Source organism: Kitasatospora sp. NPDC034023, from assembly GCF_055575795.1.
On sequence record NZ_JBVIRY010000016.1, the window covers coordinates 160,666 to 184,907 of the forward strand.

Sequence of the window (24,242 nt, forward strand, 5' to 3'; positions counted from 1 at the left end):
GTTGGCCCTGTGCAAGCAGCAGGCGATACGAGCGGAACGAACCCCGAGCGGGCCTCCCGGCGCCGGGGCAAGGGCTCCCGGCGCGCGGCCAAACAGGCCACCTGGCGCCACACGGCGTGGGAGCTGGTCAAGGACACCACCAACACCTGCGTGGAGTACCGGGTCACCGGCCTCGCCGCGGAGGCGGCCTTCTTCACCCTGCTGTCGATCCCACCGCTGCTGCTCGGCCTGGCCGGCACCCTCGGCTACCTCGACGAGTTCCTCGGCGCGGGCACCATCGACCGGCTCAAGCACGACATCGTCTCGGCCTCCGGGACGGTCCTGTCGGACTCCTCCGTCAGGGAGGTCGTCGTCCCGCTGCTGAACCAGGTGTTCGACCACACCCGGCCCGACCTCGTCTCCATCGGCTTCCTGCTGTCGCTGTGGTCCGGCTCCCGGGCGCTCTACATCTTCATCGACACCATCACCGTCATGTACGGGCTCGACGGCAAGCGCGGCATCGTCAAGACCCGGCTGATGTCGCTCGGCCTCTACCTCGGCGCCCTGGTGATCGGCTCGCTGGTGCTGCCGCTGCTGATGGCCGGGCCCGGACTGGTGGAGAACGCCGTGCCGGGCATCGCCGGACTCGTCGGCGCCGCGTACTGGCCGGTCGCGATCGTGCTGCTGATCGTCTCGCTGACCACCCTCTACCACCTGGCCGTCCCGGTCTCGACCCCGTGGCGCGAGGACATCCCCGGCGCCCTCGTCGCCCTGGTGGTGCTGGTCTTCTGCAGCGTCGGCCTGCGGCTCTACCTGGTCAGCTCGGTCGAGGGCCCCTCGGTGTACGGCTCGCTGGCGGCACCGGTGGCCGTCCTGCTGTGGATCTTCGTGGTGGCCCTCGCGGTCCTCATCGGCGCCGCCATGAACGCCGCGATAGACCGGCGCTGGCCCACCCTGGAGACCGCCGACGCCCGCGCCGAGAACGAACGGGCCCACGAGGAGGCGGCCGCCGCCGTGGTCCGCGAGGTCGCCGCCCGGCGAGCCGTCGAACGGGCCCGGCGCGCCCGCGAACTCGGGCTCGCCGAGGGCGCCGAGGAGGAGTGGGGCGAGGACGACGGCGAGGACGTCGACGTGCCCTCCGAGTACCCGGAGCGGTGGGCCGACGTGCTGGCCGCCGACAACGTGCGCGGCCGGCTCACCGCCCGCGGCGGGCCGCACCACCGGCCCACCCCGCCGCCCCCGGACAGCGACCGGCCGTCCGGGCCCCTGCCGGGCGGGCCTGCGGGCGGGCCTCCGGCCGCAGGCCCGGGCGGTCCTCCCGGGCAGGAGCTGCCGGGGTACCCGCCGCGGCCGCCCCGGCCGCCGTGGGAGCAGCGGTAGGCAGGGGCGTGCGGTGCCAACGGACAGGGCCTCTCCCGCAGGTGCGGGGGAGGCCCTGTGCCGTGTCCGGCGGTCCCTGTGGTCGTGCGGTCACGTGGTCGGAAGGTCCGCCGGTCGGGCGGTCAGGTGGTGGCGGGGTTCGGGGGGTAGCCGTACTGCGGCGCCGCCGGGGTCGGCGTCGGGCTGGTGGGCGTCGGGCCGGCCGCCGCCGGGGCGGCCCGGACCGGGAACGGCTCGGTGGTGGGCTGGGCCGGCTCCAGCGCGGTGCGCCCGGAGGAGTCGCTCAGCTTGATCAGCAGCGCGACCATCAGCCAGTTCGCCAGCAGCGACGAACCGCCGGCCGCCAGGAACGGCAGCGCCTTGCCGGTCAGCGGGACCAGCCCGCTCACCCCGCCGACGACCACGAAGATCTGCAGCGCCAGGGCCGCCGACAGGCCGGTGGCCAGCAGCTTGCCGAACGGGTCGGTCAGGCCGATCGCGGTGCGCAGACCCCGCTGGATCAGCAGCACGTAGACCAGCAGCAAGGCCGTCACCCCGGCCAGGCCCAGCTCCTCGCCGATGGTGGTGAAGATGAAGTCGCTGCGCCCGGCGAAGCCGATCAGCCAGGGCCGCCCCGAGCCCAGGCCCGTCCCGGTCAGGTGCCCGGTGCCCAGGCTGAACAGCGCCTCGGCGGGCTGCTCGGAGATCGCCTTGTCGTGCACCGGCTTGTAGTAGTCGAGCGGGTGCAGCCACGCCTCGACGCGGCCGTGCACGTGCGGCTCCACGGTGCCGACCACCGCCGCGCCGCCGACCGCCATCAGCAGGCCGAGCACCACCCAGCTGGTGCGCTCGGTCGCCACGTACAGCATCACGATGAAGACGCCGAAGAAGATCAGCGAGGTGCCCAGGTCCCGTTCGAAGATCAGCACCAGCAGGCTGACCACCCAGATCGCCAGCACCGGCCCGGCGTGCCGGCCGCGCGGCAGGGTCATCCCCCAGACCTTGCGGCCGGCCAGCGCGAGCGCGTCCCGGGAGGCCATCAGGTAGCCCGCGAAGAAGATCGTGATCGCGACCTTCACGAACTCGTCCGGCTCGAAGGAGAGCCCGAACAGCCGGATCCAGCGCTTGGCGCCGAAGCTGTCGCTGGGCGAGGCCACCGGAGCGGCCAGCAGGATCAGCGCGCCCGCCATCAGCAGGTAGACGTAGCGCTGGAAGAAGCGGTGGTGCTTGACCAGCACGATCAGCGCGATCGCCGCCGCCACCGAGATGAACACCCACATCAGCTGGGCGGGCGCGGCCGGGAGCTTCTGGTAGTCGCCCTTGGCGCTGTGCGCGGCCTTGTAGCTGATGTCCAGCCGGTCCAGCAGCACCAGTCCGAAGCCGGTCAGGAAGACACCCAGCGGCAGGATCAGCGGGTCCGCGTACGGTGCGAACCGGCGCACCGCCAGATGCGCCGCCCCGGCGAGCGCGCCCAGCGACAGGCCGTGCACCAGCAGTCCGGGCGGCATCTTGCCGGTCAGCGCCAGATCGGCTTCGATGTGTCCCGCCAGACAGACGGCCACCGCGAGCGCCAGCAGGCCCAGCTCGATGTTGCGGTGGCGCGCGGCCAGCCGGCGGCCCTCGCCGCGTGCAGTGCTGTGCACCTCGTGTCGTCCCCTTGTCACCCACGTGGCGGGTATCGCCGACGGGCATCCTGCCAGACGTCCGGGTCGTCGCCGCGGTTGCGGAGCGACGGGGCCCGGGGCAGAACTTTGCCTGGGCAAAGCTTTGTTCGGGCCGGGTAAAGCTTTGTTCAGGACCGGGTATAGAGGTGGGCCCCGCGCGCGGCGGGCCGCCGGCGCGGCGACATCATGGCCGGGCGTCGCGGCGTCCGCCGCGGGGCCCGATGGCGATGGTGTGCACGGCTGCCGCCGCCTCGGCGGCGGCGGGTGCGAGCGAGGTGGGCGGACGGATGAACGGCGCGGTGGACGGCGCGGTCTCCGTACTCGCCTACCACGGACCGCCCGCGTGGCAGTGGTCCGACCTGGCCACCTCCTGGACGGCCGAACCGCTGGTGCTCACCCTCTCGGTGCTGCTCGGCGCCTGGTACCTCGCCGCGGTGCGCACCGTCCACCGGTCCGGCGGCGAGCGGTGGAAGCCCACCCGCAGCGCCGCGTTCCTCGGCGGACTGCTCCTGTGGATCTGGTGCACCTGCTCCGGCCTCGGCGTGTACGACCGGATCCTCTTCACCGACCGGGCCGTGCAGGTCGTCCTGCTGCTGATGGTCGTCCCGCTGCTGCTCGCGCTCGGCGCGCCCGTCTCGCTGCTGGTCGAGGCCGCGCCGCCGGCCCGCCGGGAGCGGATCCTGCGGGCGCTGCGCAGCCGCCCGTCCAAGGTGCTGATGTTCCCGGCCGTCTCCACCGCGCTGCTGATGGCACCGCCGTGGCTGCTCTACTTCACGCCCTGGTACGAGGAGTCGGTCTCCAGCGCGTTCGGGAACGTGCTGCTGCACCTGGCGCTGGTGCTGCTCGGCCTCGCCTACTTCTGGCCGCGGCTGCAGATCGACCCGGTCGGGCACGAGTACCCGCACCTGGTCGGGCTGTTCATCACCTTCGCCGAGGTGATCTTCGACGCGGGGCTCGGGATCGTGCTGATCTACGGCGGCCACCTGGTCGCCGAGCACTACTACGTGGCGCTCGGGCGGCCGTGGGGGCCGAGCCTGGCGCAGGACCAGACCTGGGGCGGCAACGCGTTCTGGGTGCTGGGGGACCTGGTCGGACTGCCGTTCCTGGCCGCGCTGGTGCGACGGATGGTCGTGCAGGGGCGGGAGGAGATCCGGGCCGTGGACGCCGAGCTGGACGCGCGCTTCGAGGCGGCGGCCGAGGAGGCGCGGGCCGAGGGGCGGCCGGAGGAGGAGGAGACGGGGATGCGGCCGTGGTGGCTGGACGACCCGAACCTCAAGCACCGGTACGGGGGATAGCGGCGGTACGGGGGGATGGCGCCGGTACGGGGACAGTCGCGGTACGGGGGCTTCCTGGCCTCTGTGGGGCGTATTTCCGCAGGTCACAAATAGCAGCTCCCCCGCCACCACCGCACAACGGCGGTGTACCAAGGAGGTTGGCCGGGGGAGCTGCTGCCGGGAGGCCACTTGTGTCACATTTGGTCACAAGCCGCTGATGATCTTCATCAGCCGAGGAGCTGTCCCAGCTTTTCTGCGCCTGCCTTGAGGCTCTGCGGATCGGAGTGCACGTAGACCCGCTTGGTGAAGGACAGGTCGGTGTGGCCAGCCCAGGCAGAAACCACGGTGTCCGGAACCCCGTTGTTGGCCATCCAGGAGAGGACGGCATGGCGGGCGTCATAGAGACGGATCTTGCGGACTCCCGCCTGCTCCATCAACCGGTACGCCTCACGGCGCAGCTTGTCAGTCTTCAGCGGTCTGCCCAGCCCGTCCACGATCACGTAGCCCGAGTCCTCGTAGGCCTCCCCTGCCGCGAGCTTCTCGCGCAGCTGGCACACACGGGTAGCCTTCAACGCCCAGAAGACGGGAGACGGTAGCGGCAGCACCCGCTTGCCAGCCTCGGTCTTGGGCTGCTTCTCCACCACCTTCGTCCGCTGCATGAACGGCCGGCTCCGGTCATAAACGAGCGTCCGCGTATTGCCAACGGCAATTGTTCCCTCCGACTCCCCGAGCCAGACATCCTCCTCCCACCGGGCACCACACACCTCAGCCGGACGCTCCGCTATCAGGGCAAGCAGCATGGCACCAAAAAACCGGTCATCCCGGGTTCCTCCGATGAATGCCTTGACCTCGGTCTCATCCCAAGGGCGGCGCGCCTGCTTTGTCTGTGCCGCCTTGTTCTTCACCTCGCGCGTTACACGGGCATACTGAGCAACGTTGCGAATCAACCACCCGCGGCGGATACCTAGCGTCAGCGCAGCACGGAGCCGGCTCACCGTGACTTGAATAGTTGACACAGCAAGGCCTGTTCCCGGTGCCCCGCCGCGATGCCGGGCACTGGTGGCCATCCAGTCGATAAGCGCCTCGACGTCTTCCTCGGTCAGCTGCTGGATCCGCTTGTGTCCGAAGAATTCTCGGGCAGGCCGCAGGGTGGCGTAGTAGTTAGTAACGGTCGCCTCTTCCACGTCGCGGATGGCGCTCTTGAGCCAAATATCCAGAAGCTCGTTCACGGTCATCTTCGACGAGGCGACGTAGGTACCTGTTGCGCGCTGGTGCCGGATCCGAGCGAGCTCGTCCCGAGCCTCTTTCTTGGTGTCGAACGTCCGGCGGATCTGCCGGCGCTTCCCGTTCCCATCGGGCGGGGCATCGATGACAAAACGGTAGCGCGCGATGCCGTTCTTGAGGGTGATCTTGCTGATCGGATCAGCCATTGCACACCTACCGAGTGGAATCCCCCCTGATGCAGATGGGACTCAACACGCCTCCAGATAGGCGACGAGCGAGGAGGTGATCACACGGTATCGGCTGCCAAAGGCAACGACCCGAAAGGGTACCTGTCCCCGTTTGATCAACTCGTACAGGTGTGACTTGGAGATCCCCAGCGCACGGGCGGCAGCTGGCACATCCACCGTGGCTGCCCAAGACCTGATCTCATCGAGTGTGGGTTGCACTATCCACCAACCCCTTGAAAGAACCGGAAACGCGAGGCTTTGAAAAACGGCCATCAGCGGTAGTGATTTGATGCCCGATGGAGAGAGGCGTAAACCTCCAACTGGGCTTGCGAGCACAGTAATTCAGCGAATGTGAGCCTGGCCGCTCACCGACCAAGCAGCTGATGCCAGACGATCTCCCACCAGGACAGCCGGCGGACTATCCGCAGCGGCTTATATGCCCCCTGCTCCGGCTTGATGACCGATCGAACGAGATAATCTCGCTGGACGCCAAGCTCGATCGCCTCCATGAAGTGATCGGTAGCCTCGACCTGATCGCGACCAGAAACCTTGTAGATCTGCATAATCGTGTACTCCATGTACCTCACCTCCTTTCTGCCGCTTGCTTGCGACGACGCTTCGGGACATATGACGCGCAGATGCGTCAAGGCCGTCAGCCACCGCAGTGGTGCGCCAGTCGGCGCAGCCTTGCACGCAGCTGGGTGGCATGTGGCACGATGTGGCGCCGCAAGCAAGCATCGGGCGGAGGAATAGCCCGGCAGGCGGAAAAGAACCAGCTGTACAGCTCGGCACGAGCCCAAAGCTTCGTAGTGGCGACGCCACCATCCCCTACTCGGCGATGCCGACCACTCAACCGCGTGAGCGGCTTATTGGCTTGGCGGCGGAAGGAAGGTCTGGAAGGAAAGCCGCCGCCCAAGCCCACTGTGTCCCCCCTTGGGGGGTGGACTCGGAGTCTGCACACCCGAAGGGCTTCTGGGAACCATGATGTGCAGGCGGAGAGGACGGGGGGAGTCAGCCGCGCCGCCGACCGCAGGGAGCTAGGTACCCACCCCCAGGTGCGGCTGACTCCCCCCGTCCGATGACACCCCCGAACACGCTGGTCAGCGGGCCATTCCTTCCAGCTACAACCGTCCGTAGGACGCTTCCGCAGCCCGGCTTGCGGTGTACCGGCTGTCGTACCGGCCTGAGGCGGTAGACCACCCGCACGCCACCCGGTACGAGTAACAAAGCTACTCGAACACCTTTTTCGATCAAGGTTTGTACTCACGTATATGCCTGAGGTATTTTCTTAGCGAGGCTGAACAGCCTCCCCGCCCGTTTTTGGCATGACGAAGCTTCCCCCTACAGTCCCCCTTGGAGGCTCCCTTATTCTCCGTTCTCTTCGTTCTCTCTTTCCTTCGCTTCTCCTATCGACCTTCGGTCGATGAGGTAACTCAGATTGGCTGGTAGTGAGCCAGCGTCCTAGAAAGATCCATTACTCAATGGATCGATCGTGTTTGCTTCAGTCAGTCGGTCACTTGATCCCGGCAGGCTAGTCCGTCTTTAGTCGCAAACCCCCACTTGGTGGAGGGAGACGGCGGCTGCCTTGTCTGCTCTGTATTGATAAAAGCAAAAATGGGAGGGCTTGAACAGTCCCGGGGCCGGTACCCGTCCCGGACGGGGTACTGGTTCCGGATCCGGTACCGGGACGGGTACCGGGTGTAAATCGTGCGCACCATCTAAGAAGGAGAACAAGTGAAGGGGGGTACCGGTACCGGGTCTGGTACCGGTACCTAAGAGAGCTCGCCCTATTAGGCTACGAAGAGGATTGCCGCACCTTAAGGTATGCGTCGATTGCTTCTCGAACCATGGCACTCATGCTGCCTAAAAGGCCGTGCTCCTTCTCGACGTCAGAGAGCGCCTTGAGAGCTTCGAACTGATCTTCATAGATATCAAAGGGGTGGCGTCGTCTGATAAACCGTCTCTTAAAGCCAGTGGGCGATAGTACCGGTACCGGGATTGGTACCGGATCCGGTACCGCATGAGGAGCAGCCACCTGTGGTACCCGCGCGAGAGGTTTTCTACTCAGTTCTGTCAGTGAATCAAATCTTCCCATGGTTTCAAATGCGCAGGTTCTGCGACTTGGCTATTTCCTCGACCTGCTGTGCTGTGGCGAACTGCTCTTGTCGAACGGCCAGCTCTATCAAAAGCTCAAAGCACACCTTGATAGCGTCGCGCGGAAGCCCCTTGGTATAGGTGTAGAGGATGCGATACGCGCTCTCGGCTTGGTCAGCCTCAAAGAGTGACTTCGGCCGGCCGGCGACGGTAAGGCGAAACTGCACCATGTCTCGAAGATCCTCGGGTGACATCGCATTCATGGCGATAGGGAACATGCGCGAGGCAAGCTCTCGATACCCTATGATCTTGGTTCCAAGCTCCTCTTGCCCCACAAGCACGATCTGAAGCAGCTTCGTAGTGTTGGTCTCGAAGTTGAGCAAATAGTGAATAAGCTTGAGGTGCTCTCTGGTGAGATACTGAGCCTCGTCAACTAGGAGAACGGGGATCTTGCCGGTTTGGTACTGCTCAACCAGAAATTTCTCAAAGTTGGCCAGAGAGGCTGCATACGAGCGCTCGGTCTTCACGTCAAAGGTCTCAAGGATGAGGCGCAAAAGTGCGTTGCTGCTCTTCAGATTGGGGAGGATCAAGAGCTTGACGTTATAGCGCTCATCCTGGCTTAGCTTCTCGTGAAGGCGGCGAACGAGTGAGGTCTTCCCGCTGCCGATAGGGCCGTACATGTAAATAGGGCCAATTCGATCCCTAGCCATGAACTCACACTTGGCAAGTGCTTCCTTGACTTGGGATGAAAAATAGAGAAACCGCGGATCGGGACTACTGATAAACGGGTGCTCGCTCAAACCGAAATATTTAACGATGGCATCAATATCCATATATTACTGAATATGGCAAAGTTGCTCCAATTTGTCAATGGGGTAATAAAAGTGCGCCAACTTTGAATGCCCATACCGAACGTTCGGGCGAACAGGGAGAGGATAAATGGATAGACCTCTGCCGCGGTGGCAGAGGTCTGTGAAGTAAGCGGGCTGCATCTTGAACAGCCTCAGCAACCGCGGCTCCTCCGGTTGGCAGCAGCCACACGGGCAGAGAGAGCCTCGGCCGGACTGGCGGGTCGAACCTGGGCGGGGCTGAGGGTCGTCTCACGGCCTCCGCCCACAGGGCGCAGGTGAACGCGGCCGGCGTACTCGCCCATAAAGACCATGACGCCACCTGAGCGCTCGTTGACGACCAGGTCGCCCACGCTAAGGGCGTTTGTTGTGCTCACGCACTCAGCTCCCGACGCACAACGTAGAGCCCATCACTCACCACCGGGGAGACATCAAGCTCCCGGAGAAGCTTGGCAAACAGCCGCTGGGACTCACCATCGACCAGCCGACCCATACACCGGGCGTGCGCCGTGAGGTGCTCCGCCAGCGCCAGCGCCGTACGGGCGTGACAGCCACCAAGGGAGACATGTGCCCCCAAGTGCTCTCCTCGACCGCGCACGATGGGCATGAGATCAGGAGTGGATGGTAGGCCGGCGACCCTCCACGCGGTTTCAACGGCGTCCGCCGCGGCCTCTGCCTCGGCGCGGAACTTCCTCAGCTGCTCTGTCTCGTGCTCCAGCTCCGACACGGTCGCACTCCCTTGGTCGCCTGCTCTCCCAGTACAGAGCAGGCTAAGAAGGGGAGGAGGTGGGTCTCCACAAGCTTGCACGTACTTGCATGGATTCACCCGAGCGCGGTGATCGCCTGGGTGATAAGCGAGCGGGCATTGGTGCCGTAAACCGCCAGTTCGGCAAGTGCGCTGAACGTACGCGAGTACAGCTCGACCTCGCGTGGCTGAGTGACTGTCACCTCCGCGGTGACAAGTTCCACCAAGACCCGCTCGTCGTCAAAGATCCAGAATCCTTCAACTGGCCACATCGTGCGCTGAGTTGCCTGCGGGATGACTCCAAGGCTGACGCTTGGGAGAGAAGCCACTTGGAGCAAGTGCCCAAGCTGGCCGGCCATTACCTCTGGGTCGGCGACCTGGGCACGAAGCGCCGACTCCTCAAGCAACATCGCAAAGGTGTGGTTGCCTTGACGAAGCACCCGCTGGCGGTCGATACGGGCAGCCACCGCGGCCTCGGTGTCGTCAGGGATCCGCTGGAAGGCGATGATCGCTCCCATGAGCGAGGTGGCATAGGCCGGCGTCTGAACGAGCCCTGGGATAACCCCGGGTTCGTAGATCCGGAAGTGCCGTGTCCGTTCGTACAGCGGTACGGCAGCCTGCTGTACCCGGCGTAAACCAGCCCGGGTCTGCCGCCGCCACTCGACATACATGCCCTCAACGCCGCGGGCGGTAGCAATCAAATCCTCGGCTTGGTCGGCCGCGCCACAGTGGAACGTCCAGAGCCTGATGTCGGCCTCGGAGGGTGGCGTCTTACCACTGCGGATCCGTGAACACTTGGACTCATGCCAACCAGCGCGGGCAGCAAGTGCCCGCGCTGAGAGTCCAGCATCTTTACGGATGTCGTCAAGGCGCTGTCCAAGAGCCCTACGAGCCTGCTCAACGCTTGAGGATGGTGACTGGGGAGACATAGCTCTTACGTGGCGGGTCGGTAGTCCTCGTGGGGGACTGAGCGCTCCCAGACAGCCTCGAACGCTTCCTTGCAGTGCTTCACAACCTCAGGCGCTGTGACGGTCTCGGTGTCCACCCACTCGCCGTTGCCATCGAAGTGGTTGACCAAGAGCACCTCGCCGTCGAACAGCCAGAAGTCGTTGCCCGGCAGCGCCAGCCCGGTCGTCTGGCGGCGAGGGAGCCAGCGCACCTGCTCGCCGGCGGCTTGGTTGTGCGCGCTCGTGATGGCGTACTCAAAGTGGGTGTAGGCACTCAGCGGCTCGGAGACGATCCGAGCCCGGCGAACCACAACCCCGCGAGCCACCGTCTCGGAAACCAGCTGACGCCACCACTGGCTCTCCGGATCGTCCAGGACGAGCCGGCGATCCTCCTGCCAGGCGATGAACGAGGGGTCATCCAGCATGTAGCCGTCGCGCATCTCAAGATGCACCGCGGACTGCTTGGACGTGCGGAACAACTCCTCAAACGTCGTCTCCGACGCCACCACTCACCTCCGGGAAGAACTGCATCATGCGGCGGGGGAACTCGACCACGTCCTCGTGGCCGGGCAGGTCAAGCTGCGACCGACGACCCTCGTCCAGCACCTTCCACCCCTGGATGAGGTAGTTGTCCGTCTCGTCGTCGTAGTACAAGGTCGGCGACCCGCCGTTCTTGCTGTCGGGATCCTTGCCAAGCTTGTGCAGCGCCATGATGAACCCTCCTACGCGTGGTGGACGATCGCTGTGAGGAAGCTTGCACCACCGCAAGCGTGCGTACCCCGAACTTGCGGGAACTTGCACGACGACCTGCTCGAAGCCCTGAGGCTTTGGCCGGTGTCCTGGCGCGGTCTGGGAGCGGGGAGGCCGTACGCTCGGCCGGCACACCGGGGCAGCTGTCCAGCTGACCCTTAAAGCCCTGGTGAGGCCTTCCCGCTTAGGGCACCAGGCCGCGGGAGGTGGGTAAAACCTCAGGGTCGCTCAAGCTCAATCCGATCAATAGCGACAGCTGGTAGCTGATGCTCCCACCGTTCCAGGCCACGTCGGCCAAGCGTCAAATTCGTCCACACATATCTGCCAGCGACTTTGACGCGCCTGCCAACAAAGCGAGCAAGTGGCTGCGGTGAGAAGGCAATATACGGGCTACCTGTATCGGAAGAAGATCGGAGCCGCTTGAGGTAGTAGAGATCGCCAAAAGCAATATCCTGCGCAAGCACATAAACCCCGCTAGGGTCTCCGAACTGAGCTGGATCATTCCACCACCAGCTAAACAGTGCTAAGCAAGCGGCAAGTACGGCACCAGTGACAGCCCAAGACAGTAGGGTGCTTCTCCGGTGTCGCGCTTGTGCCATATGTGGGAATTATAGCATTTCACTTACGAGCAGGAATAGGTAATACTCCAGGAGCCGCTACGCCAATCAGGATGGAAAATCACCCAGCGGGTTGTAACGCCCCAAACGTTCTTCGTCTGGACTCCTATGGTTTGCTCTCCGAGAAATTGGCTACTCTTCGTGAAGAACTCGGAGTCACTCCCGTTGTGGTACGAGATCACCGCCTTGCCAGCGTTATAAATGGCAGTGACGTCTACCGGATTGGTCACGGTCAGTTGGTGGCCATGCCGTACGTCGCCAGTATCGATGGTCTGCATGGACTGCGTCCCCGGGATGCAAGTTGCCGATATGGCTGGTGATGATCCCACACCTACTGCAACAAACGGAAACAAAAGTAAGAATGAAAGGAGGGTGCGCGAAAGAAAGAGTCTCATGAGAGGCCTCCAGAGCTTAGAACTCTCCCAACGAGCTTTCTACCTACCAGCCTAGACCTTGGCACCCCTCCCGACCACCTGGGCTGGCGGCCAAGCAAACGTCAGCTACTACACCGTTCGCAAGCCGGCGGGAGGTGGGTAAAACCTCAGGGCACTACGGGCTACCGCCCCACCCATCACTACGGCGTCCCAGCTGGGGAGGACGACAGGACGCTCTGAAGCTACGCAAAATTGCTATGGGACAGTTTTCGTCCTGCTTCCTGAGTCGTAGCCTCGGGATGCCGTCTGAAATCACTCATTGTGCGACATGGGGGAGAAAGGGCGACCTCAGCTATAGGACAAAGAACTAGTCCAGAGGTACGAGGTTGAGGTGCTTCTCAACACGGGTGAGGCGCTTGTCCTGGTGCTCGAAGGTGACCTTCATCCGATTCGTCAAGATCTCTACGGTCTTGCTCTGTGAAGCTTCGACAACCGTGTCAACATGTTCGGCAAGCCCTGAGATAAACCCTCCGATCTCCTCGTGCTCCTTCTTCGAGTCCTGCTGAAAATCCTTGACTCTTGCCTCTAATTTTTCGGATGAGGATTTCAAGCCGATAAAGTTCATCAATGTTCTAGCATCGTTACTCTTAAGAGTGGTAACGTCAACCTGCAGATCATCTTGGGCATGGCGAAGGGCGCTGACTTCGTTGCGGATCTCTCCCTGGCCCTTCTCCAAGCCGCCGAGTCGTTGCTCGATTGGCGAGAGTAAGCCGCGAAGTTGAGTGAGTTGTTCCTCGGTAAACATATCTTATTTATAGCAAATTGCCGCAAGTGGATCAATAGGGAAAAGCAAGGATTCTTTTCTTCCTTTTGGCGCAGGATGCTCCGGCCTGCCCATCGCGTCAAGGACAAGCCCCCTACGGGGTCAGCTGCGCTGCTCCTTGACCCGCTGGCCTGTCCGGAAGAGCCGCCAATTAAGGGAGAAAAGGAAAGGTGGTCAGGGGGGAGTGACGACTTCAGGACTCCTCGGCGAGTGACACGTATCGACCTTGAAAGTAAGTTGCTCCATGCTTCATGAGTAACGCTGTTAGTTTGGTGTCTACATGAGGAGGTGCCCAGTGTGGAGGAACCCCGATCACACCAGCGTCTTCCTTGCTTCCTGCCAATTTGACGAAGTGCTTCACGTTTCGAGTAATGATGATCCGCCCAAGAGTCACCGAGAGGCTGTATACGCCAGGATCATCCAAGCTAGCCTTCCTGAGATCGTCAGAAACGTGCTTGATGTCGAAGTGCTCATTGAGGCGCGGGAACCACGAACGAGTTGGCATCTGTTCATCAAGAAGCAGTTTGTGCTTGTAGAAGTCTTTAGCCATGCGCTATGGCGGTCAGGGAACCTATGCCCGCTGCATGCGCCTCCTCGATGGCTCCTTTAAGGGTCTCTCGATCGACCCAGGAGTACATGTCATAGATATCATCCAAGGAGTAGCCGTCTTCGAGGCGATACAAAAGGACATCGACTGGCACGCGAGTGCCTTTGACAACCAATGTTCCATCTAAGATGTTCTGGTCTTTGTGTACGTACTTCATGTACTTGATTTATAGCAAATTCGAGCCGTTGAAATCAACCCCCAATTCATTTCCTGGCCTCACTTCTCCTCGCTTCTGCCCGGAACACCGTTCCCTTTGCTCTCCTGCGCTGCGTGGGGCGTGGGCGTGGGTGGCGCCGACTGATGGGTGTGGGCACCGTGATGGGAGGCTCGGGAGGGGGCGGGGCGAAGAAGCGGTCAAGGTAGTACTGCTCTACCTCCCCGGCCGCGGTGGGGGAGAGCGTGAGCTCAGGGAGCTTGGGGGTTCTGACCTTCTTGACCGTGTCGTCGGGCAACCTGATGAAGGCCTCGCCAACCCCCAGTTGCTGGATGGACTGGACTTGCTTCTCCCACTGCTCCTGGAGGGGGTAGTAAGCCGGGTGGGTGCGCCCTTCAGCTGCTTCGTCCTGGACGACGTGCTTGACCGCATCAGGGTTGACGGTGCCAAACAGCCGGGCTGAGTGCTCCGCATCGGGGCGGCCGGCCTTGAAGATGGCCTCCATCCCCACGTTCTGCAGCGCCCCCTTGAGGCGGTCTGAGGCCTGGCTCCAGTTCTGGTGTGCCATCACGGCGAACAAGTTGTACTTGCGGGCTTCACTAAGCATCCTGGTGAGGCTCTCCTCGCTCTGCGCCATGAACTGGGAGAATTCGTCCAAGATCAGCACGTGCGGGGTTCGTAAGCCGCCGGCGCGGATGGTGGAGCGGCTCAGAGCCGCGGTCTCCATGCCCACGGTGATCAGACACCCAAAGAGCCGGCGGGTGTCGGGTGAAGCTACGGCCAGGTTGATGATCACCGAGGTGCCTGAGTCGATGATTCTCCGGAAGTCCAGGGCGTTGCCCGGGCTACCCAAGGCGTAGCGGAGAAGTGGGGAGAGGGTCAGCAGGTCTGCCCGGTTGAGGGTGGACTCCTTCATCAGCGGTGCGTCCTTGCCCCACTGATCCATGCGCAAGCGGAAGAACCGGACGACCTGGGGATCGGTGACCCGGGCGAGCACCTGGTCACGGAAGGCCGTGTCAGTGAGAAGGTCTGAGAGCCGGGTCAACGGCAGCTCGCTTTGCCGTAGGGCAATCACCGAGTGCTTGAGGATGTTCTCGAAGGTCGGGGCGCCGTGGGCAAGTTCTGGCCAGGCACGTCGTGCGGCCTCGGCGACGTGCTCGGCCATCGAGTGGTCGTCGTAGGGCTGGGCGAGGAAGTTAAACGGCAGGAAGCGGTTCGCAACAGCCGCAGCAGGGATGTCCAGGTACAGAAGCTGTTGCCTCTGCCCGGGGGTTGCCAGTTGCCCGGCCTGGATGAGGTGGAGGAGCACCAGCTGGGCAAGGTCGCCATGGGGGTCGATGAGGGTAACCGGCTGGCCGGCCTCGTGGAGGGAGAGAAACAGCGAGGCCAGGAAGTAGCTCTTGCCTGATCCCGTCTTGCCCAAGACGTGCATGTGCACGCGGGCGTTGGTCAGGGGCAGGTACAGCGTGCGGGGGATCAACCAACTCCGGTACGTCCCAAGGGGAATCCGGGGCAGATCGCGGGCAGGAAAGAAGATCATTTAGGTTCCCCGATCCGCCTCCTCTCCGTCGTCCATCAGCGCCCACTCAAGGCCTGGAGCGTCTTCGTCGTCCGCGGCCGGGGGCGGGGCGGGCGGTTCAGGTTGGACGGGCGTGGATGGCGTGGGGTCTGGTACAACCAGGGACTCGACGGGCAGCGGATCAAGCAGGCTGATCGGGTCGGCCTCGCCCGCTGGATACCAGAGCGGGTCGAAGAAGAACGCAAACGGGGAGGTCGTAACCGGGGAGGCCGCCGTGAAGAGGAAGAGATCGGAAAGCTCTGAGCGGTTGATCGCGGCGAGTTCCTCGGCCGTCCAGAAGGAGAGCTGATCGCGCCGACGGGCGTCGGGGGTGACAACAGCGATGGTGACGTTGTCCGTCTCGAAAGCCTCCTGGTACGAGCCCTCTGCCCAGGCCGTGAGCGCTGCCAGCTTCTGGCGCCAGTGCTTCTGGTGCTCGGTGCTCCGGTCAAGCTCCAGGGCAATGGAGAGGACGTCACCGCCTGGCAGCACCCGCAGCTGGAACCACGCATCGGGGATAACAGCCACCGACCGCGCTTCGGGGTGGCCTGCGGGCTTCACGCGTAGGGGGCTTCGTTTGAGCTGGCGCTCGGTAAGGAGCCTGGGCATCGCAACCTGGTAGTCCTGGCAGAGCATCGAGGCTGCAAGCAGGACGTCAACCGCGGCCAGGGTGTGCTCCATGAACGGGTTGTCCCAGGCCTTCGCCAGTTCCTCGGAGGGGCGGTAGTACGGGGACACCAGGGGAACGCCACGTACGGCCAACTGCCGGCGCCCTTTGTCCGCCAGGGTGTACACCAGCGGAGCTGACCCGAAGCGGGGCGTAGGCAACTCCCGCAGCCTGAGTAGGTACCCTTCCGCGGCGAGGCGGCGCAGACGCCTTTGCACGTAGCGGTTCTGGTCGTGCTGGTTGGGGTAGAGCAGCCGGCCGAGCTGGGCGGCGGTGAGGTACCCGAAGCGGTTGACTGAGCGGAGAATCTCCTCATCCGCCACGCCCACCCGAAACGGCCGGGAAGTCTTGGCACCAGCTGGATGGAGCGATTCGTTCATTGGATTACCTTGCCAAACCAGCGTGAGAACTCAGACTGCAACTGGGTACGAGTCGCGTAAGAGAACCACCCTCAGGGCTCTTTCTTCGGGGGACGGCGGCCGATAACGGGAGGGTTGCGCGCAGGATTTTGTCTGGTAGTCCGCAGCGCGTCCTCTTGGTCAGCACGGTTCAGAGCATCCAGCAGCTTCTGAACGACCGGGGCTTCGACGGTTGATGATGCTGAACGGACGAAGATGCCAAGCGCATCAAGCTTTTCCATAACCACCTTGGTCTCAAAACCAAGCTCCTCGGCGAGCTTATATACCTGCCGCTTCCCAGAAGCTTGAGGCCGTTGTGTCTGAGCCCGGGCAGTGGCTTGAGCCAGATCGACCGGAAGTGAGGCAGGTTTGGAGGGTGCCTGAGTGCTTCGCTGAGCAGCCCTTCTTGCACCGATGTGCACACCCCTCGCGGCTTCCTCCGGAGAATCAGCAACGCGGATGGAGTCTACGAAATCGCTCCAGGGAATCCCGTAATCATCCACGACGGATTCGAGGAGGTACACCCGGGATGCGGTGTCTGGAGCGACTAACACCTCAGTGGGCGCGTGCTGCAAGAGGAAACGGCGGAGGACGGCCTTAAGCTGCACCCACTCCGCAGGCGTCCCATACTTCTCGCGGCTACGCCGGCGGGCTTTAGGAAGAGTGTCGTCCTTCGGCAGGAGTTCAGGGGCATAGATTTCTGTCCAGAGTCGATCTATTGGGAACTTGCTATTGTCCTCAGGTGCAAGGGGTATTGCTGGTGGCAAGGTCTTGATCTTCCGTTCGTGAACCTTGCCATCATCCCCAAAGAGCTTGCAATAAGCCACGTATCGATCTAGCTGGGTCAGCGTATTAGCAAGCTCGTCGCGGCGGCCTGCGGGCGTCTGATCTAGCTCCTCGACGAGGTCGTACCAAGGCTGCCCACCAGGATCATCTCTAACGGGCTTCTCACCAAGGTATTCTTTATGATGTACGGTTGTCCGATGTTGCTTGGGGTAGGTCTGGCACTGAAGTTCAATCTTGCGATGAGCACGCTCGCAGGCATATAGACCGGCAACTTTCTTCCAAAACCATGAAACTGCAGGAGGGAAGCGTGAGGGGTGCCACTTTCCCTCCAGTGGCCACCATTTGACTTGTCTTTCGGCACCTAGGCTCATAGGCAAGGGATGAGCCGCACTGAGTTTGGAATCTGGTGAGAAGCTAAAAACGGCGCTTTGGTAGATGGGCGCCAACACTTCCGTTTCCAGCTCTGTCAATAGTGGGACACAGTGCTGCCTTCTGAAGAACCCAGTTTCGGATACGAGAAAGCTAATCCATGACCCGCTGGCAGCGTCGACCTTAAGGCGATAGAGCTCTGTGCGTGAGGGGTGGGGGTTAACAAGCCCGCGCGTCAGGTGGGGCTCGTCATACCGCTCGTACCACAAGTTGTTGAAATATTGACCCGATGGATTGAAAGGCATATGCCACTCAATCGGAGTTTCAGAGGGTGGTTGCTCGCCGCGGCGGATTCTGTCGAAGGGGAACGATCCGCTGTAGATTAGCGCCCGCGCATTATATGTGTTTTGATACGTGTATGGTGAATTCAGGACAGCATCAAGGGTCTGCAAGATAGCCGTTGCCTCGGCGGCCAACTTCTTAGCAGCCGCCTGTTGCTTCAGCAAGCGTTGATAATTGCTAGGTGCTTCTTCGCTATCCCAGACCTCTTCGTCCCACTCGTTATATTGAGGCTCTGTGCGCTGCCTACTTACCTTTTTCGTCCGAATGGGAGTACAGTCAAGCTCCCCAGCGACAACCTTCGCGTCCTCACCAGAGACCTGGAAGCAGATCAGAGTCTCAACCTTCAGTGCTTCACGCTGGGGTGTTTGCGAGAGGCTCTGATGCGCGACCGTGATGCCCAGTTCGTACTTACCAGCCCCTTCAAGCAGCCGCTGAGTTGTCGGTGTGGCAAACCGCCCATACTCATCGAGATACAGATGAACCCTTCTCCGTTTGTTCTGTGCAACGCTCTCGCGCTGGTACACCAAATTGCTGAGAACCGAGAGGAATACCATGCCCAGAAAAGAAGCGGAGTCGTCGTCAAGGTTGGCCAGGTTGATGATCAGAGTCCCACCTGTATCCATCACCTGCTTAAAGGGTATGGTCGTCTTCTGCTGGCTAACCATCAGCTGGATTGAATCGTCTTCGAGGAAGCGCCCAACCTTGTTGAGGACTGGCTCGCGCCTATCCTCGCGATACCTCGGCGTACCGAACTTATAGTTGTGCCAGTACTGGCGGACAGACGGATTAGTGATCTTGCGGAGTGCTTCGTCACAGAATGCCGGGTCTGTGTAGAGCTGCGGTAGCTCGGCCATTGTGAGATTGTTAGCAATGAGCAACCGGGCAGTGTTGCGCAATCCAGGGTCAATAATCGGGAGCAACCCGGTGCTCTGCGCACCCATCACCTTGTGGAAGATCTCAAGAACCTGTCCTACAACGACTTCAGCCTTCACGTCAGGTGGACATTCGTAGAGGTTCAAACCAAAGGGCTGCTCATCGTTGGGCTCAACGAGCACCAGCCCCTCCCACGCTTTTGGTGGAGCCAGAGAGATGAGGCGCTTTGTCAGGTCGCCATGAGCGTCGATAACAACGACGGAAGTTCCATCGCGCATATCGGCAAGTATTAGGTGCTCTAGTAGTGTGGTCTTGCCGTGACGGGACTTTCCCAGTATGGCGACATGCGCAGTGCGATGGCCATGACGCAGAAAGACTGGCTCGTTGCCGGCCTCTGTGTGGCCAAGCAAGACGTCGGCACCCATATGGTGCCTCCTTAGATGGATATCCAAGGCTCTTCCAGCGGGTAGCTTCCCGCATCTCAAGCTTACGCAGTCGGGTGAGGACGCACCTCTAGCGTATCTCTCTGCGCTCTGATGACTGCGAGGCGTCACCGCCCTGGCGTGCAAGAGCCTCGAAGAGTGGGACGGCCGAAATGAACCGCTGAGAGGGGTCATAAGGGATGGCGACGCGATCAGTGAGCTTTGCAAGGAGATCTGCCTGTCTCGCTGTCACTTCCACACCAATACCGAGCTCCGTAACTCGTGCTCGATCGCTGATGCCTTCCTCCTTGAGTCCAACCCACGTACCGGCAGCATTCTCACGTTGCTCCCGTTCAGGCGTAAAGTGTGGATAGGCCAAAATCTCAAAGGCGGTCTGGACGCGTCTGACATCTCCCAAAGCTGCCCATCGATCAGCATAGGTCTGTGGATCTTCATGGGGATTCTCAGGAAGCGTCTGAACCAGGCTATATCTAACTTCGGACAGATATTCATCAAGCACGCCTGCTGGCGAACGCTTCGACTCGTTCGCAACCCGGCTCTCTAGAACCCCCTGCTCGGCCTCTAAATGAGAAATCTCGCCAGTCACGTAGGCCGCGAGATTTTTGTCCGCCAGTTCTCGTGTCTGAACTGACTCAACCGAGAGACGCGTTGACTTCTGCTCCTGAACGTTTGGTTGTCCTTCTCCTCCCTCTGACATAGTTCTTTGTGTATCTCATATCCGCCCAAGTCCTGTCAAGATCCAAATCATTCCCGAGGCTTGGGCGGCAGCTTGGTTGTGTCGAGATAGATCAGCTGGACAAAGAGGCGGTGCCGGAAGTCGGGATCATGTGGGTGTAGCGGTACGACCAATGGCGCCACGGCCTCAACCAGACCTGAGAGGAAGGCGTGGGTGCGGGCAGTTGCCAGTACGCCGAGATCCTCGGGTTCAATGACGCCGCGGTACGAGGTGAGGGAGGTCTGCGCCCGGATATCGGGAGCGACTTCTTTGTTGGTGGCGTCGTACGTGACAGGGACAAACTGCAGCCCATCGAGAAGGCTTGCCATGTGTGTGCGATGGTCTTTAGGTGACTGCCATTCGTTATGAAAGCGGTCAAACCCGTTGGGTTTTTCATTCATAGGCATGTGCGCTAGCGGCGCTTGATGGCAACCGAGTAGATCTCCTGGGCGGTCTTGGGCGTGCCGTCTTTGCCCTGGTACTCCCGCTCGTGGCGGTAGCCCACGACCTCGATCTCGCGACCCTTCACCAGCTCGCCGGCCTCAACCCGCTTCTTCAGGGCTGCTGCGCGCTCCTCGAAGGCCAAGATGTCGTGCCAGGCCGTGGTGCCGTCCTCCAGGTGGACGGCCAGGGGGAACTTGGCCACCAGTTTCTTGTTCGCGGTCTCCCGGATGGTAGGGGTTCGTCCCAGCCGGCCAACAAGCTTGACCCGCTGACGCTCCTCGCCGGGCTCCTGCTCAGTGGACGCTGGCTGCTTCGGGGCGGTGTCCTCCGCCCTGATCCTGGCAGCGCGGTCAAGAGGTTGCTCCTCCGCGGCGTGGTCTGATGACTGGCCAACCTGCTGGATCATTGGGCGGACATCAGGGAAGGCACCAGGCATCCGGTTGAGCCCGTCCATGGGCTTCTCTGGGGGCTTGGCCACCGCAGCTATGGATGCTGGGGGCTCCTGGGCGCTGTCGTCTCCGACCTTCTCCTGCTCATCAAGGATCTGCCCGGTGTCTTCGGCGTCGTCTGGCAGGCCTGGAACCGCTGTGGCGCCGGCATCAAGGAGATAGCCCAGGCTCATGCCACCGCCTGGGTGCAGGGAGATGGAGGAGTGCTCGTGTCCCTCGTCCTTGCGCAGGAAGACCACGCCTTCGTCCTCGACGGTTGGCAGGCCTCCACCGAACAGCTCGATACGTGCGCCCACGGTGGTGATGCGGGAGACCCCGCTCTCCGGGAAGGTATCCAGGCTCAGAGGCGTCCGGCTGCCACCTAGCTCAAAGTGCCATCCCTGGCCATAGGCGGGATCGGCGACCTTTGAGGTTTCTGCCGCAAGTGCATTTGCCACTGCCGTCTGATCGAAGTCCCTTGGTTGCTCCCGTTCTGCCATATGAGGACGGATTATATCGGGCAGAGGCGGGAGAAGATGTAAGGCAGCTTACAGTCCACCAGTGGAAATGTTGCCCATTACATAAAGGGCAAATGTTAGACCCCAGAGGGCAAGTAGTGAAAAAAGAAGGATCCCCTGTTTTGCCCGCTTGATAAACCTACCCAGGGTTGTTGACTCCTGAGCTAGAAGTAGCGACGCACCGAAAGTGACGGGAAAGAGGATGGCCAGGACATCCGAGGAGTTAAGGCTCTTACTGGCGTCGCAGCTTGAAAAACCAAGCATGATAATCAAAGCTATAGCTGACCACGTGGCAGCAATGAATCCCCAGGCCATGAACATTCGCAGCCAGGTCGCCCGCAGCCGACAATTTATCCAAATCCGCTCGGGTTTTCGATTTGGGGTGGAATCATAGCGGGAATAGTACTCGCGCGTTATGTTTTCACTGTCCGGGCGGCGTTCAATTTTGCCGTATTTCTCATCGCGGACTTCTGAGCGATTGGGTAGGTGGCGGAAGAGTCGGCCAGTCCGAGAGGGGACGATGTGGACAGTCTCATCACTCACTCGAATATGAATATTGTTCGTTTGTGCATCCGCAAAGGCGACATACTGTCTTGCGGTAGGGCATACCTGATCCCAAAGCCACGTAGAAGTCTTCATCGGCTCCTCTGGAGATTCCAAGAAGATCTTCCGCTTCTCCCTAATCTCAATTGAAAACGGATCATTCAGGGGGACTCGACACCAGGCAAATGCTTCCCATCGACGACCGTAGCTGAAGTAGGTATATAGAAGTTTCTTCGCGTGGTCATTAGTGGCTTGCATGGCTCTTTTCAGGAGGCGTTTAAGTCTCTTAAGAAGTCTCAGTACCTTCTGCTCTAGAAGACCTGGCGCATATTTCTGCAACAATTCTGGCACGGCGAGCAGAGGAAATTGTGCGGCGTTCAGTTCGGAAGGGAGGATCTGATCGTTAGATATGTCTTGAATCTCCTCCGCGGCAGCCTCGCACTTCTCGAAGATTTCTCTATCAAAATCTCCCCCCAGGCTATTCCAGACATACTCGACTGGTGGATCCACCTTCTGAATCTTCTTCCTGCGGCGCCTCACCACGTGATAGGGCTTGCGATATGGCTCCAGTTCCCGGTTCAATGCATCTGGCATATAAGTAAATATGGCGGCAAGCAATGGCTCTAGAGACTTGAAGCCAAGAGTGCAAAGATTTGCTTTCTGAGCCAGATAACCAATATACCTAGCTTGGGTATTTCCATTCCGCTCGCGGGGTAAGCGGTGAACCGGTCGGTCGGCCACCCTAATGGTCAGATCGAACTGAGTAACCTTCGGAAAATCTGCTATAGGGAGTAGAAGCCAGGCTTCTTGATGCGACCTGAAATGGGAACGGCCAAGGTGCCGGTTGAGCAGATTGCCTAAAGTGGTCACGTCCCGAAGGGGATTTACATGAATATCGCGCTCCCGTTCCGACAAAAACGCACTAGAAAGTGTAATTCTCTCAATAGCGCGCACCCGCCACGCGGGAAGATCGTCCAAAAGGGCGAAGGTTAGCGGATCTAGCTGCTGCTCCGCCTCAATATTCACTGAGGGCATGTCTTTCTCCGCGCTTCTTGGATCTTGACAAGAACTTATTTATACTCTATAAGTTCACTTATGGAAAAGGAGAGAAGGTGGGGAATTTGGCGGAGGGGTAGATATCCAGAAGGCGTGGAGATTTTTCAACCTACGCCGCTCGATGCAAAATTCTTTACGTGGGGCGGGAAGATCCACCGAACCGATTTATTTAGAATCGAGAATGGGGCATTTGTGAACCTTAGTCATCCAAAGGGGTATCGGCTTTCGAAGGAGGAGCGGCGCGAAAAGCGGGAATTTAAAAGGCTGAGAACCGCTCGGGGAATTTGGAAGCACAAGCGGTACGGTTATCCTGGGGGTCAAAGTGAAGGATAACCGGATAACCTCAACCTCAAGCAGAAATTGTTTTCTCTACTTCCCAACGCCTAACCGCAGTCTCGGCACGCCGCTCTCACTGCGTACTCGCAACCCGGGTCACGTCCAGAATCCGGCACGTGAGGCTGGTACCCGCTGGGATGCTCTTTGTCCCATGCGCGTCCTCATCCCCGTTGTTTTGGCTTTGCCCAGGAGCCAGCTTGCTGACAATGCTCGCGCCGGTATCGAGCCGGTCTCCCTGAGCGTTCACAAACTCCACGGTCACGATATAGTCGGAGACCTGGCTTGAGTGATTGGTGAACTTAAGATCCGCTACCCCGACGAACTGCCCGCTGTGAACGTTGTCGCGGTACGGATCATCGGTGAGCACGCACCCGACGAGCTGGACGTCGTCCTTGGGCGGATTGAACCCACCGGTGGAACTTAGCAAGGTCGTCGCAGTCTGGCTGGCCGGCGAAGGCGTGGCCGTCGCCGTCACGGTCACCGTCGCTGTGGGAAGTAGTGAGGCTTGGGCGGACTGGCCACTGTTGGTGGCACCCACCTCGTGGCCGCCAGAGCCGCAAGCAGCAAGCCCGAGACCGAGCACCCCGCCCACCACGGTGAGCACAAGCCGTCCACGTGTGCTGGTCATGGCTTCTCCTTCCACTCACAGGCTCCTAAGCACCGCTCCGCACTCCCGGCACCGCCGGTCGTAGAGCTCGGGCGGGTACCAGGGCTCACCAGGCGCTGCTGGACGATAGGGCTCATGCTCCATCCCCCCTGTATCCAGCCCGCAGAGCGTCCGGGGTAGCGGATCCTCGGGGACATCGGGATCAGCGCCGGCTGCGTGTACCCACCGCACCCGGGCACTGAGGTCGGCCTCGGCTGGCTCGATCACCTCGGCGGAGGGATCCAGCTCCAAAAAGACGATGACGCTTCCCATACCTTCGAGGCTGCACCGCGGCCGAGCGTGGCGCATCCCGACGGCCTGAGCTCTGAACGGGAACGTTAGCCTCCGTGTTTCGGTTCGCGTCGGCTGATCTGGGGTGATCCCTGTGTCGGGGGTTGTGGGGCTGCCGTGGGACGTTGGGCATGCCGAGGGCC

At 61.4% G+C, this 24,242-nt stretch carries 22 protein-coding genes and 1 pseudogene; 2 read left to right on the top strand and 21 right to left on the bottom strand.

Annotation, left to right across the window (positions count from 1 at the left end; translation table 11 throughout):
- The first annotated feature begins 9 nt into the window (after positions 1-9).
- Entirely contained in the window at positions 10-1,359 is a 1,350-nt protein-coding gene (locus ACZ52R_RS22035) for a YihY/virulence factor BrkB family protein (RefSeq protein ID WP_465618524.1), read from the top strand.
- Positions 1,360-1,481: 122 nt separating this feature from the next.
- Here the strand turns inward: ACZ52R_RS22035 and ACZ52R_RS22040 are convergent, their stop codons facing one another.
- Positions 1,482-2,981: an FtsW/RodA/SpoVE family cell cycle protein gene (locus tag ACZ52R_RS22040; RefSeq protein WP_465618526.1), complete on the bottom strand. Its 1,500-nt coding sequence runs from the start codon at positions 2,979-2,981 to the stop codon at positions 1,482-1,484.
- Between the two features lie 242 nt (positions 2,982-3,223).
- Between ACZ52R_RS22040 and ACZ52R_RS22045 the strand changes: the two genes are divergently transcribed.
- Positions 3,224-4,297 (top strand): cytochrome c oxidase assembly protein, encoded by a 1,074-nt coding sequence (locus tag ACZ52R_RS22045; RefSeq protein ID WP_465663855.1) that lies wholly within the window; start codon positions 3,224-3,226, stop codon positions 4,295-4,297.
- A 206-nt stretch (positions 4,298-4,503) separates the two neighbouring features.
- On the opposite strand, the gene ACZ52R_RS22050 is transcribed toward ACZ52R_RS22045, so the two are convergent.
- From ACZ52R_RS22050 to ACZ52R_RS22145, 20 genes and pseudogenes are all read right to left on the bottom strand, one after another.
- Positions 4,504-5,706 carry a tyrosine-type recombinase/integrase gene (locus ACZ52R_RS22050; RefSeq protein WP_465753931.1) on the bottom strand — a complete coding sequence of 401 codons (1,203 nt, stop codon included), beginning with the start codon at positions 5,704-5,706 and terminating at the stop codon, positions 4,504-4,506.
- A 42-nt stretch (positions 5,707-5,748) separates the two neighbouring features.
- Positions 5,749-6,000: a helix-turn-helix domain-containing protein gene (locus tag ACZ52R_RS22055; RefSeq protein WP_465753932.1), complete on the bottom strand. Its 252-nt coding sequence runs from the start codon at positions 5,998-6,000 to the stop codon at positions 5,749-5,751.
- A gap of 92 nt (positions 6,001-6,092) precedes the next feature.
- Positions 6,093-6,305 (bottom strand): hypothetical protein, encoded by a 213-nt coding sequence (locus tag ACZ52R_RS22060; protein ID WP_465753933.1) that lies wholly within the window; start codon positions 6,303-6,305, stop codon positions 6,093-6,095.
- A 1,521-nt stretch (positions 6,306-7,826) separates the two neighbouring features.
- Positions 7,827-8,654 carry an ExeA family protein gene (locus ACZ52R_RS22065; protein ID WP_465753934.1) on the bottom strand — a complete coding sequence of 276 codons (828 nt, stop codon included), beginning with the start codon at positions 8,652-8,654 and terminating at the stop codon, positions 7,827-7,829.
- A gap of 388 nt (positions 8,655-9,042) precedes the next feature.
- Entirely contained in the window at positions 9,043-9,396 is a 354-nt protein-coding gene (locus tag ACZ52R_RS22070) for a hypothetical protein (protein ID WP_465753935.1), read from the bottom strand.
- Between the two features lie 95 nt (positions 9,397-9,491).
- The gene (locus ACZ52R_RS22075) at positions 9,492-10,085 is read right to left on the bottom strand and encodes a DUF5753 domain-containing protein (protein ID WP_465753948.1); all 594 of its coding nucleotides are present in this window, start codon (positions 10,083-10,085) and stop codon (positions 9,492-9,494) included.
- 48 nt (positions 10,086-10,133) lie between these two features.
- Positions 10,134-10,343, bottom strand: a pseudogene (locus ACZ52R_RS22080) (helix-turn-helix domain-containing protein); the annotation flags it as partial.
- A gap of 5 nt (positions 10,344-10,348) precedes the next feature.
- Positions 10,349-10,867 carry a DUF6879 family protein gene (locus ACZ52R_RS22085; RefSeq protein WP_465753936.1) on the bottom strand — a complete coding sequence of 173 codons (519 nt, stop codon included), beginning with the start codon at positions 10,865-10,867 and terminating at the stop codon, positions 10,349-10,351.
- Positions 10,845-11,072: a hypothetical protein gene (locus ACZ52R_RS22090; RefSeq protein ID WP_465724055.1), complete on the bottom strand. Its 228-nt coding sequence runs from the start codon at positions 11,070-11,072 to the stop codon at positions 10,845-10,847. The genes ACZ52R_RS22085 and ACZ52R_RS22090 overlap by 23 nt, the downstream gene beginning before the upstream one ends.
- Before the next feature lie 1,397 nt (positions 11,073-12,469).
- Positions 12,470-12,907: a hypothetical protein gene (locus tag ACZ52R_RS22095; protein ID WP_465753937.1), complete on the bottom strand. Its 438-nt coding sequence runs from the start codon at positions 12,905-12,907 to the stop codon at positions 12,470-12,472.
- 211 nt (positions 12,908-13,118) lie between these two features.
- A complete protein-coding gene (locus ACZ52R_RS22100) occupies positions 13,119-13,475 on the bottom strand; it encodes a DUF5615 family PIN-like protein (RefSeq protein WP_465753938.1) in 357 nt (118 codons plus the stop codon).
- Positions 13,468-13,689, bottom strand: a complete 222-nt coding sequence (locus ACZ52R_RS22105; protein WP_465753939.1) for a DUF433 domain-containing protein — start codon at positions 13,687-13,689, stop codon at positions 13,468-13,470. The genes ACZ52R_RS22100 and ACZ52R_RS22105 overlap by 8 nt, the downstream gene beginning before the upstream one ends.
- 46 nt (positions 13,690-13,735) lie before the next feature.
- Positions 13,736-15,226, bottom strand: a complete 1,491-nt coding sequence (locus ACZ52R_RS22110) for a type IV secretory system conjugative DNA transfer family protein (protein ID WP_465753940.1) — start codon at positions 15,224-15,226, stop codon at positions 13,736-13,738.
- Positions 15,227-16,291, bottom strand: coding sequence for a replication-relaxation family protein (locus ACZ52R_RS22115; RefSeq protein WP_465753941.1), 1,065 nt, complete (start codon positions 16,289-16,291; stop codon positions 15,227-15,229). It abuts the gene before it with no gap.
- Positions 16,292-16,362: 71 nt separating this feature from the next.
- The gene (locus ACZ52R_RS22120) at positions 16,363-19,104 is read right to left on the bottom strand and encodes a translation initiation factor IF-2 N-terminal domain-containing protein (RefSeq protein WP_465753942.1); all 2,742 of its coding nucleotides are present in this window, start codon (positions 19,102-19,104) and stop codon (positions 16,363-16,365) included.
- A gap of 88 nt (positions 19,105-19,192) precedes the next feature.
- A complete protein-coding gene (locus tag ACZ52R_RS22125) occupies positions 19,193-19,819 on the bottom strand; it encodes a hypothetical protein (protein WP_465753943.1) in 627 nt (208 codons plus the stop codon).
- Positions 19,820-19,866: 47 nt separating this feature from the next.
- Entirely contained in the window at positions 19,867-20,244 is a 378-nt protein-coding gene (locus ACZ52R_RS22130; RefSeq protein ID WP_465753944.1) for a hypothetical protein, read from the bottom strand.
- A 5-nt stretch (positions 20,245-20,249) separates the two neighbouring features.
- The gene (locus ACZ52R_RS22135) at positions 20,250-21,209 is read right to left on the bottom strand and encodes a single-stranded DNA-binding protein (RefSeq protein ID WP_465753945.1); all 960 of its coding nucleotides are present in this window, start codon (positions 21,207-21,209) and stop codon (positions 20,250-20,252) included.
- Between the two features lie 48 nt (positions 21,210-21,257).
- Positions 21,258-22,805: a hypothetical protein gene (locus ACZ52R_RS22140; RefSeq protein ID WP_465753946.1), complete on the bottom strand. Its 1,548-nt coding sequence runs from the start codon at positions 22,803-22,805 to the stop codon at positions 21,258-21,260.
- Positions 22,806-23,235: 430 nt separating this feature from the next.
- A complete protein-coding gene (locus tag ACZ52R_RS22145) occupies positions 23,236-23,790 on the bottom strand; it encodes a hypothetical protein (RefSeq protein WP_465753947.1) in 555 nt (184 codons plus the stop codon).
- Positions 23,791-24,242: the final 452 nt, after the last annotated feature.